The following is a 9,604-nucleotide window of genomic DNA, read 5'->3' as shown; positions in this document are numbered from 1 at the left end:
ACCAGCGGCCCGCCGCGTCCTGCGACACGGTCACCGTCGACGGCGCCGCGCCCTGCGGCAACGGTCGGGACCAGACGATGTCCAACGGTTCGGACATCTTCGCCAGGGTCAGCCGGCCGGCGCGCCACCGGAACCCGCTGGCGGTGTACTCCGCCGACCGCCGCGACCGCTTCCTCGACTTGAACGACGGATACCGGGCCCGTCTCGCCCAGAAGTCCACAGTCTAGCGATTCGGTGGTGAACCGTGAGGTTGGTGTGCGGTGGACACCGATCCACCTCGGCGACGGACCGGCTTTCCCTGTCCCGCTCCGCAGGAGTTCCGATTCCTCCCCCGGCCGCAACGCCGGAGTATCCACGGAAGGAGTTGATGACCTGACCAGGACCGGACGGGCGGCGCCCGATGTCGCCTAGCCCGTTCCTCGATCCCGATCTGGTCCACGGCGACCTCTACCGGGCCAACGATCGGCTCGCGGACCGCACCCGCACGCCTCGCGAAGGCAGAATCGCCGGCGGGACGCTGGCTTCGGCCCGAAACCCTCAGCTGAGCTAGGTGGGCAAGTGGACAGGAATCAGCCCACCACAGCCCGGACATCCGGGCTGTGGTGGGCTGATTTCGGCAGGTCAGCGTCCTCGCAGGTCAGCGCTTGACGTGCTCCGGAAACCGGGCGATCTGGGCGAACTCGTCGGCGTCCAGGCTGGCGCCGCCGATCAACGCGCCGTCGACGTCGACCTCGGCCATGATCGCGGCGATGTTCGCCGCCTTGACCGAGCCGCCATACAGGATCCGGGTCTGGTCGGCGGTGGCCTGGTCGTACGACTCGGCCAGCCGGGCCCGGACCGCCCCGCACACCTCCTGTGCGTCGGCCGGGGTGGCGGTCTTGCCGGTGCCGATCGCCCAGACCGGCTCGTACGCGATGACGACCTTGACCACCTGCTCGGCGGTCAGCCCGGCCAGTGCGGCGTCGACCTGGTCGCGGCAGTGCGCGACGTGACCGCCGGCCTCCCGCACCTCCAGGCCTTCGCCGACGCACAGGATCGGGGTGATCCCGTTGGCCAGCGCGGCGGCCACCTTGGCCTTGACCACCGCGTCGTCCTCGTTGTGGTACGCCCGCCGCTCCGAGTGGCCGACGGTGACGTACTGGCAGCCCAGCTTCGCCAGCATCGCCCCGGAGATGTCACCGGTGTAGGCGCCGGAGGCGTGCGGCGACAGGTCCTGAGCGCCGTAGCCAATGGCCAGCTTGTCCCCGTCGATCAGCGTCTGCACGCTGCGCAGCGCGGTGAATGGCGGCAGCACCGCCACCTCGACGTCGGTGAGCTGCTGCTCGTTCAGGCTGAACGCCAGCTTCTGGACCAGCGCGATGGCTTCCAGGTGGTTGAGGTTCATCTTCCAGTTGCCGGCCATCAGCGGCCGGCGGGCAACGGTCTCAGGCACTGCTCTCACTTCTCCAGGGCGGCGATGCCGGGCAGGGTCTTGCCCTCCAGGTACTCCAGCGAGGCGCCCCCGCCGGTCGAGATGTGCCCGAAGGCGGACTCGTCGAGGCCGAGGGTGCGCACCGCAGCCGCCGAGTCACCGCCGCCGACGACGGTGAAGCCGTCGACCTTGGTGATCGCCTCGGCGACGCCCCGGGTACCGGCGGCGAACGGCGCCAGCTCGAACACGCCCATCGGGCCGTTCCAGAACACCGTCCGGGCCCCGGCGAGGGCCTCGGCGAACGCGGCGACGCTGCGCGGGCCGATGTCCAGGCCGAGCCGGTCGGCCGGGATCGCGGCGGCGTCGACCACGTCGTGGTCGGCGTCGGCGGCGAACGCGGTGGCGGCCACCACGTCCACCGGCAGCACGATCTTGCCGGCGGCCCGCTCCAGCAGGTCACGGCAGGTGTCGACCATCTCGGCCTCCAGCAGCGACTTGCCGACCTCGTGGCCCTGGGCCTTGAGGAAGGTGAAGCACATGCCGCCGCCGACCAGCAGCTTGTCGACGGTCGGCAGCAGCGCCTCGATGACGGCGAGCTTGTCGGAGACCTTCGACCCGCCGAGCACCACGACGTACGGCCGCTCCGGCGCGCCGGTCAGCTTGCCGAGCACCTCGACCTCGCGGTGCACCAGCAGGCCGGCGACGTGCGGCAGCCGCGCCGGTACGTCGTACACGCTGGCGTGCTTGCGGTGCACGGCGCCGAACGCGTCGTCGACGTACGCGTCGGCGAACGCCGCCAGCTGGTCGGCGAAGGCACCCCGCTCGTCGGCGTCCTTGCTGGTCTCCCCCGGGTTGAACCGCAGGTTCTCCAGCAGCGCGACCTGCCCGCCGGTCAGGGCGGCGACGGTGGCCTGCGCCGAGGCACCGACGGTGTCGGTGGCGAACGCGACCGGCGCACCGAGCAGCTCACCGAGCCGGGCGGCGACCGGGGCCAGGGTGTACTTCGGGTCCGGGGCGCCCTTGGGCCGACCCAGGTGGGAGCAGACCACCACGGCCGCGCCGGCGTCGCGCAGCGCGGTCAGGGTGGGCAGCACCGCCCGGATCCGGCCGTCGTCGGCGATGACCCCCGGGTTGTCCTTCTCGAACGGGACGTTCAGGTCGGCGCGCAGCAGCACGCGCCGACCCGACACACCCTCGGCGAGAAGGTCGTCGAGAGTGGTTACCTGGCTCACAGGGACGCGCCCACCAGCTTGACCAGGTCCACCAGGCGGTTGGAGTAGCCCCACTCGTTGTCGTACCAGCCGACGACTTTGACCTGGTCGCCGATCACCTTGGTCAGGCCGGCGTCGAAGATGCACGACGCCGGGTCGGTGACGATGTCGGCCGACACGATCGGGTCCTCGGTGTAGGTGAGGATGCCGGCGAGCGGGCCCTGCGCGGCGGTCTTGACCGCGGCGTTGACCTCTTCGACGGTGGTCTCCCGGCCGACGGTGACGGTCAGGTCGGTGGCCGAGCCGGTCGGGATTGGCACCCGCAGCGCGTAGCCGTCCAGCTTGCCCTTGAGCTCCGGCAGCACCAGGCCGATCGCCTTGGCGGCGCCGGTCGAGGTCGGCACGATGTTCAGCGCGGCGGCGCGGGCCCGACGCAGATCCTTGTGCGGGCCGTCCTGCAGGTTCTGGTCCTGGGTGTACGCGTGGATGGTGGTCATCAGGCCACGCTCGATGCCGAACGTGTCCTGCAGCACCTTCGCCATCGGGGCGAGGCAGTTGGTGGTGCAGGAGGCGTTCGAGATGATCGTGTGCTTCGCCGGGTCGTACTGGCCGTCGTTGACGCCGAGCACGACGGTGAAGTCCTCGTTCTTGGCCGGGGCCGAAATGATCACCTTCTTGGCGCCGCCGTCGACGTGCGCCTTGGCCTTGGTGGCGTCGGTGAAGAAGCCGGTCGACTCGATCACCACGTCGGCGCCGAGCTCGCCCCACGGCAGCTTGGCCGGGTCGCGCTCGGCGAGCGCCTTGATGGTCTGCCCGCCGACGGTGATCTCGTCGCCGCTGGCCTTCACCTCGTGCGGCAGCCGGCCCAGGATGCTGTCGTACTTGAGCAGGTGCGCGGTGGTCGCGGTGTCGCCCAGGTCGTTGAAGGCGACGATCTGGATGTCCGCGCCGGAGGCGAGCACCGCCCGCGTGAAGTTACGGCCGATACGGCCGAAGCCGTTGATGCCAACCCGGATGGTCACAGGTCCCATCTCCTTGCTTCTCGCCCGTCCGGGCCGGAGCCGGACGGATTGGTGTGCGCCGACCGCGTGGCGGGCCGGGCGCCGATCAGATGATCCGGCTGGTCACGCCGCAGCCGTACGTGGCTCGGGCGGGACACCCGAGGCGGTGGTCGCGGCGGGAGAGCCGGGTGCCGGCCCCGTCGCCGTACCCTGCGACCCTATCCGAGAAGCCCGTGCCGTGTTGCGCCGGGGCGTCCGGTCACCCTGGTTCACAACTGGTGTTCACCCGACGAGCATCTCCGCCGTCACCGCGTCCTCGGTGTCCGGAATGCCGAGATCGCGGGCCCGCTTGTCGGCCAGCGCCAGCAGCCGCCGGATCCGCCCGGCGATCGCGTCCTTGGTCAGCGGCGGGTCGGCCAACGCGCCCAGCTCCTCCAGCGACGCCTGGCGGTGCTCCAGCCGCAGCCGGCCCGCCGACGTCAGATGCCGCGGGGCGTCGTCGGCGAGGATCTCCAACGCCCGGGTCACCCGTGCGGCGGCGGCCACCGCCGCACGGGCCGAACGGCGCAGGTTGGCGTCGTCGAAGTTGGCCAACCGGTTCGCGGTGGCCCGCACCTCCCGGCGTACCCGCCGCTCCTCCCAGGTCAGCACGCTGGAGTGCGCGCCGATCCGGGTGAGCAGCGCGGCGATCGCGTCACCGTCCTTGACCACCACCCGGTCGACGCCGCGCACCTCGCGTGCCTTGGCGGCGATCCCCAGCCGCCGGGCGGCCCCGACGAGCGCCAGCGCCGACTCCGGCCCCGGGCAGGTGATCTCCAACGCGCTGGACCGGCCCGGTTCGGTCAGCGACCCGTGCGACATGAACGCGCCCCGCCAGGCCGACACGGCGCAACAGACGTTCGCCGACACCAGGTGCGGCGGCAGGCCACGCACCGGCCGCCCCCGCACGTCCAGCAGCCCGGTCTGCCGGGCCAACGCCTCGCCGTCCTTGACCACCCGGATGATGAAGTGGTTGCCCTTGCGCAGCCCGCTCGGGCTCAGCACGTGGATCTCACTCGAGTAGCCGTAGACGTCGGCCACCTCCCGGCGCAGCCGCCGGGCCACCGCGTTGGTGTCCAGCTCGGCCTCGACGACGACCCGGCCGGCGACGATGTGCAGCCCGCCGGAAAAGCGCAGCAACGCGGCCATCTCGGCACGACGGCAGCACGGCTTGGGCACATCGACCCGGCTCAGCTCGTCCTTGACGGCAGCGGTCATCGCCATAGTCATTCACCTCACGGGGGCCGGTTAGACGGCGGGTACCGATACGTACGTGCTTAACGAGCGGACCCCAGGACAGGCACCAGGGCGGCACCCAACGCGACCGGATCGTGCCGGGGGCTGCCGTCGGCGACCGCCAACGGGGCGAGCGTCAAACGCGCACCCAGCGATTCTGCCGCACGGGCCGCCGGGCCGGGATCGCCGACCGCCGTGCCGTCGGCGAGCACTGTGTCGACCTGCAGCTGCGGCAGGTACCAGCTGAGCGCGGCGAGGTGGTCGGCGACCGACAGCCCGAGGGTCTCCTTCTCCGCCGCCAGGTTCAGGGTGACCAGCCGCCGGGCCGGGCTGGCCACGATCGCGGCGGCCAGGTCCGGCACCAGCAGATGCGGGATGACGCTGGTGTACCAGCTGCCCGGCCCGAAGATCAGCCAGTCGGCGTCGCGCACCGCCGCCAGCACCGGCTGGCAGGCGGCCGGCGCCTTCGGTTGCAGCCGTACCGACTCGACCCGGCCCCGGGTGACCGCCACCGCGTGCTGGCCCCGGACGGTGACCACGTCGGTCGGCCGGCGCGGGTCGCCGCCGCGCACGTCGGCTTCGATCGACACCGGCTCGCAGGACATCGGCAGCACCCGGCCGGTCGCACCGAGCAGCCGGCCGACGTGGTCGAGCGCGGCGACCGGGTCGCCGAGCAGCTCCATCAGCCCGCAGAGCACCAGGTTGCCGACCGCGTGCCCGGTGAGCGGATCGGGTCGGTCGGTGGCCGGTGCCTCCCCCGGCACCGGCACGAACCGGTGCTGGAACAGCTCGGCGGTCAGCTGGTCGGCCGGCGCCGGCCCGGCGAGCGCGGCGAGCGCCTGGCGCAGGTCGCCGGGGGGCAGCGCGCCCCGGTCGGCCCGCAGCCGACCGCTCGACCCGCCGTCGTCACCGACCGTAACCACCGCGGTGAGGTCCAGCGCCAGGTCGGCACCGGCATGGCGCAGGCCACGCAGCGAGGCGGCCAGCCCGTGCCCGCCGCCGAAGGCCACCACCCGCAGTACGCTCACTCGCGCCCCAGGTCGCGGTGCTGGGCGTTGACCGACAGCCGGGCCTGACGCAGCCGTACGGCGAGCTCCTCGGCGATCGCCACGCTGCGGTGCTTGCCGCCGGTGCAGCCGACCGCCACGGTCAGATAGCGTTTGCCCTCCCGCTCGAACCCGGCGGTGGTGGCGTTGACCAGCTCGGCGTAGTTGCGGACGAAGTCGTCGGCGCCTTCCTGGCTGAGCACGTACCCGCTGACCGACGTCTCCCGGCCGGTGTACTCGCGCAGGTCCGGGACCCAGTACGGGTTGGGCAGGAACCGCGCGTCGATCACGAAGTCGGCGTCCGGCGGCAGCCCGTACTTGAAGCCGAACGACAGCACGGTGATCCGCAGCCGGCGGGCGTCCTCGCCGCCGAACAGCTCCTCGACCCGGCGCCGGAGCTGGTTCTCGTTCAGATGACTGGTGTCGATGATCACATCGGCCTGGTCGCGGGCCTCGGCGAGCAGGTCCCGCTCGGCGGCGATGCCGTCGGCCAGCCGGCCGTCGCCCTGCAGCGGATGCGAGCGCCGGACGCTTTCGAACCGGCGGATCAGCACGTCGGCGGCGGCGTCGACGAAGACCACCCGGGGCTGGTAGCCGCGCTCCTTGAGCGCGCGGATCGCGCCGACCAGGTCGGTGGAGAAGGCGCGGCTGCGCACGTCCAGCACCATCGCGGTCCGCCGGGCCGCCCCGCCGGCCCGCATCGCCAACTCGGCCATGTCGAGCAGCAGCGCCTGCGGCAGGTTGTCCACCACGTAGTAGCCGACGTTCTCCAGGGCCCGGGCCACCGTGCTGCGTCCACCTCCGGACACCCCGGTGACCACGACCAGCCGGGCCTCGTTCTGGTCGGCCGCGGTGCCGGCCGGTTCGCCGTCGTGCACGGCGCTGCTGGCCAGGTCGTCGACCGCCGCGACGCCGTCCGGTGTGTCGTCGGCCGGCCGGGTGATGTCGTCGCCCGGGTTCAGGCTGTCCTGCCTCACGGTCCTCCTGCCTCGGGTACGCGGCGCGCCAGGTGCGCGCAGGTCGGCACCACAGATGGGATTCTAGGTGCGATCCGCGCCGTCATCCGGCGACCCGGCGAGCGCAGCGACGATCGTCTCCGCGGTCCGCCGTCCGATGCCGGGTACCTCGGTGATCTCGTCGACGGTCGCCGAGGCGATCCGCCGGACCGAACCGAAGTGCCGCAACAGCGCTTTGCGGCGGGTCTCGCCGAGACCGGGCACCTGGTCCAGCCCGGAGGCGGTCATCCGCTTCGACCGGCGCTGCCGGTGGTAGGTGATCGCGAACCGGTGCGCCTCGTCGCGGATGCGTTGCAGCAGGTAGAGCCCTTCGGAGGTGCGCGGCAGGATCACCGGGTAGTCGTCGCCGGGCAGCCACACCTCCTCCAGCCGCTTGGCCAGCCCGCACAGCGCCACGTCGTCGACGCCGAGCTCGGCCAGCACCGTCGCGGCGGCCTGCACCTGCGGCGCACCGCCGTCGACGACGACCAACTGCGGCGGGTACGCGAACCGGCGCGGCCGCCCGGTCTGCGGGTCGACACCCGCCGGAGGCTGCCCCACGTCGACGGTCGGCTGCGGCGATGCCCCGTCCGGGGTCGCCTGCGGCGGCACGTCGGCCGCGGGCCCCTGCGGCGGCGGCTCGTCGGCGGGCTGGCGGTGGCGGGCGAAGCGTCTACGCAGCACCTCGCTCATCGCGGACAGGTCGTCGGTCGCGCCGCGGACCGCGAACCGACGGTACTCGGCCTTGCGGGGCAGCCCGTCCTCGAACACCACCAGGCTGGCCACCACGTCGGTGCCCTGGATCTGCGACACGTCGAAACACTCGATGCGCAGCGGCGCGGTTGCCAGCCCGAGCGCCTCGGCGATCTCCTCCAACGCCTGGCTGCGGGTGGTCAGGTCACTGGCCCGGCGCAGCTTGTGCCGGGTCAACGCCTCGCCGGCGTTGCGGGCCACGGTCTCCATCAGGGCGCGCTTGTCGCCGCGTTGCGGCACCCGCAGCGTCACCCGGCTGCCCCGGCGGGCGGTCAGCCAGTCGGCGAGCGCCGGTGCGTCAGCCGGCAGCTCGGGCACCAGCAGCTCCCGGGGCACGTCGGTCTCGCCCTGCTCGGGGCCGTACACCTGGGTGCAGAAGTGGTGCACCAGGTCGGCGGTGGTCAGCTGCTCGACCTTCTCCACGACCCAGCCGCGCTGACCGCGCACCCGGCCGCCGCGGACGTGGAAGACCTGCACCGCGGCCTCGAGCGGGTCCTCGGCGAAGGCGACCACGTCGGCGTCGGTGCCGTCACCGAGCACGACGGTCTGCCTCTCCATCGCCTTACGCAGCGCTGCGACGTCGTCACGCAGCCGGGCGGCCCGTTCGAACTCCAACGCCTCGGCGGCGTCGTGCATGTCCCGCTCCAACCGGCGCACCATGGTGTCGGTGCGCCCGGCCATGAAGTCGCAGAACTCGTCGACGATCGCCCGGTGCCCGGCGGTGTCGACCCGGCCGACGCACGGCGCCGAGCACTTGCCGATGTCGCCGAGCAGACACGGCCGCCCGACCTGTCCGGCCTGCCGGAACACCCCGGCCGAGCAGGTCCGGGCCGGGAAGACCCGCAGCAGCAGGTCGAGGGTCTCGCGGATCGCCCAGGCATGCGAGTACGGCCCGAAGTAGCGCACCCCTTTTCGTTTCGCCCCGCGCATCACCTGCAGCCGGGGAAACTCCTCGTCCAGCGTCACCGCCAGGTACGGATAGGACTTGTCGTCCCGGTAGCGGACGTTGAACCGGGGGTCGTACTCCTTGATCCAGAGGTACTCCAGCTGCAGCGCCTCGACCTCGCTGCCGACGGTCACCCAGTCGACCGACGCGGCGGTGGTGACCATCTGCTGGGTGCGCTGGTGCAGCTGCCACAGGTCGCCGAAGTAGGAGTTGAGCCGGCTGCGCAGGCTCTTGGCCTTGCCGACGTAGATGACCCGCCCGGTGGGATCACGGAACCGGTAGACCCCCGGCGAGTCCGGGATGGTGCCGGGGGCAGGGCGGTAGCTGGACGGATCTGGCATCGCCGTCAGCGTAGTCCAGGGCTGTGACAGCTCCGGTCGTCCGCGTCCGCGTGGGCGGCACGCACCCGGCGGACGCGGACGACCGGACCCGTCAGGCCACCGAGATGGTCTCGCCGTCGACGGTGACGGTCTTCTCCTCCAACGGCGACGGTGCCGGGCCGGAGAGCACCGAGCCGTCGGAGATGGAGAAGCTACTGAAGTGGCAGGTGCAGTTGATGGTGCCGTCGTCGAGGTTTGCGACCGGGCAGCCCTGGTGGGTGCAGATGTTGCTGAACGCCTTGAACTCACCCTCGACGGGCTGGGTGACCACGGCCCCCTGAGCAGCGAGGATCACGCCACCGCCGACCGGGACCTGGCTGGTGGTCAGGCCGTCGCCGCCGGAACCGGTGTCGCCGCCGGTCTCCGTGCCGCCGGTGGGGTCGTTGCCGGCCGGAGTGTCGGTGGCGCCGGCACCCAGAATGTCGTCGTCGCCGGTGCCGCACGAAGCGAGCGCCACGGTCGCTCCGACCCCGCTTGCGCCGATCAGCAGCGCCCGGCGGCTGGTCGGACCGGTGTCGGTCGTCGTCTGGTGCTCAGTCATTCAGCTTGCCTCCTGTCAGTTGCCACGGCTGGTCGTCCATGGCCA

The 9,604-nt window shown here is 72.2% G+C and carries 8 protein-coding genes; all 8 read right to left on the bottom strand.

The features are described from left to right. Positions 1-637: 637 nt before the first annotated feature. The 8 genes from tpiA to ACFHW1_RS20350 all read right to left on the bottom strand — a co-directional run bounded on the left by tpiA (position 638) and on the right by ACFHW1_RS20350 (position 9,559). Entirely contained in the window at positions 638-1,402 is a 765-nt protein-coding gene (gene tpiA / locus ACFHW1_RS20385) for a triose-phosphate isomerase (protein ID WP_416555633.1), read from the bottom strand. A 35-nt stretch (positions 1,403-1,437) separates the two neighbouring features. Beyond that, positions 1,438-2,643 (bottom strand): phosphoglycerate kinase, encoded by a 1,206-nt coding sequence (locus ACFHW1_RS20380; protein ID WP_416555462.1) that lies wholly within the window; start codon positions 2,641-2,643, stop codon positions 1,438-1,440. Beyond that, the gene (gene gap / locus ACFHW1_RS20375) at positions 2,640-3,644 is read right to left on the bottom strand and encodes a type I glyceraldehyde-3-phosphate dehydrogenase (protein ID WP_416555464.1); all 1,005 of its coding nucleotides are present in this window, start codon (positions 3,642-3,644) and stop codon (positions 2,640-2,642) included. Before gap ends, ACFHW1_RS20380 begins: the two co-directional genes overlap by 4 nt. Positions 3,645-3,905: 261 nt before the next feature. Next, positions 3,906-4,886 (bottom strand): DNA-binding protein WhiA, encoded by a 981-nt coding sequence (gene whiA / locus ACFHW1_RS20370; RefSeq protein WP_123602428.1) that lies wholly within the window; start codon positions 4,884-4,886, stop codon positions 3,906-3,908. A gap of 53 nt (positions 4,887-4,939) precedes the next feature. After that, positions 4,940-5,926: a gluconeogenesis factor YvcK family protein gene (locus tag ACFHW1_RS20365; RefSeq protein ID WP_416555466.1), complete on the bottom strand. Its 987-nt coding sequence runs from the start codon at positions 5,924-5,926 to the stop codon at positions 4,940-4,942. Further along, a complete protein-coding gene (rapZ, locus tag ACFHW1_RS20360) occupies positions 5,923-6,822 on the bottom strand; it encodes an RNase adapter RapZ (protein WP_416555635.1) in 900 nt (299 codons plus the stop codon). The genes ACFHW1_RS20365 and rapZ overlap by 4 nt, the downstream gene beginning before the upstream one ends. Positions 6,823-6,984: 162 nt before the next feature. Next, complete coding sequence (gene uvrC / locus ACFHW1_RS20355) at positions 6,985-8,979, bottom strand: excinuclease ABC subunit UvrC (protein WP_416555468.1); 1,995 nt, start codon at positions 8,977-8,979, stop codon at positions 6,985-6,987. A gap of 91 nt (positions 8,980-9,070) precedes the next feature. Further along, on the bottom strand, positions 9,071-9,559 hold the full coding sequence (locus ACFHW1_RS20350; RefSeq protein WP_416555470.1) for a Rieske (2Fe-2S) protein: 489 nt from the start codon (positions 9,557-9,559) through the stop codon (positions 9,071-9,073). Positions 9,560-9,604: the final 45 nt, after the last annotated feature.

Source organism: Micromonospora sp. LOL_014, from assembly GCF_048060245.1.
GTDB lineage: Bacteria > Actinomycetota > Actinomycetes > Mycobacteriales > Micromonosporaceae > Micromonospora_E.
The sequence above is the reverse complement of the archived record's forward strand: the minus strand, read 5'-3'. Positions and strand labels throughout refer to the sequence as shown.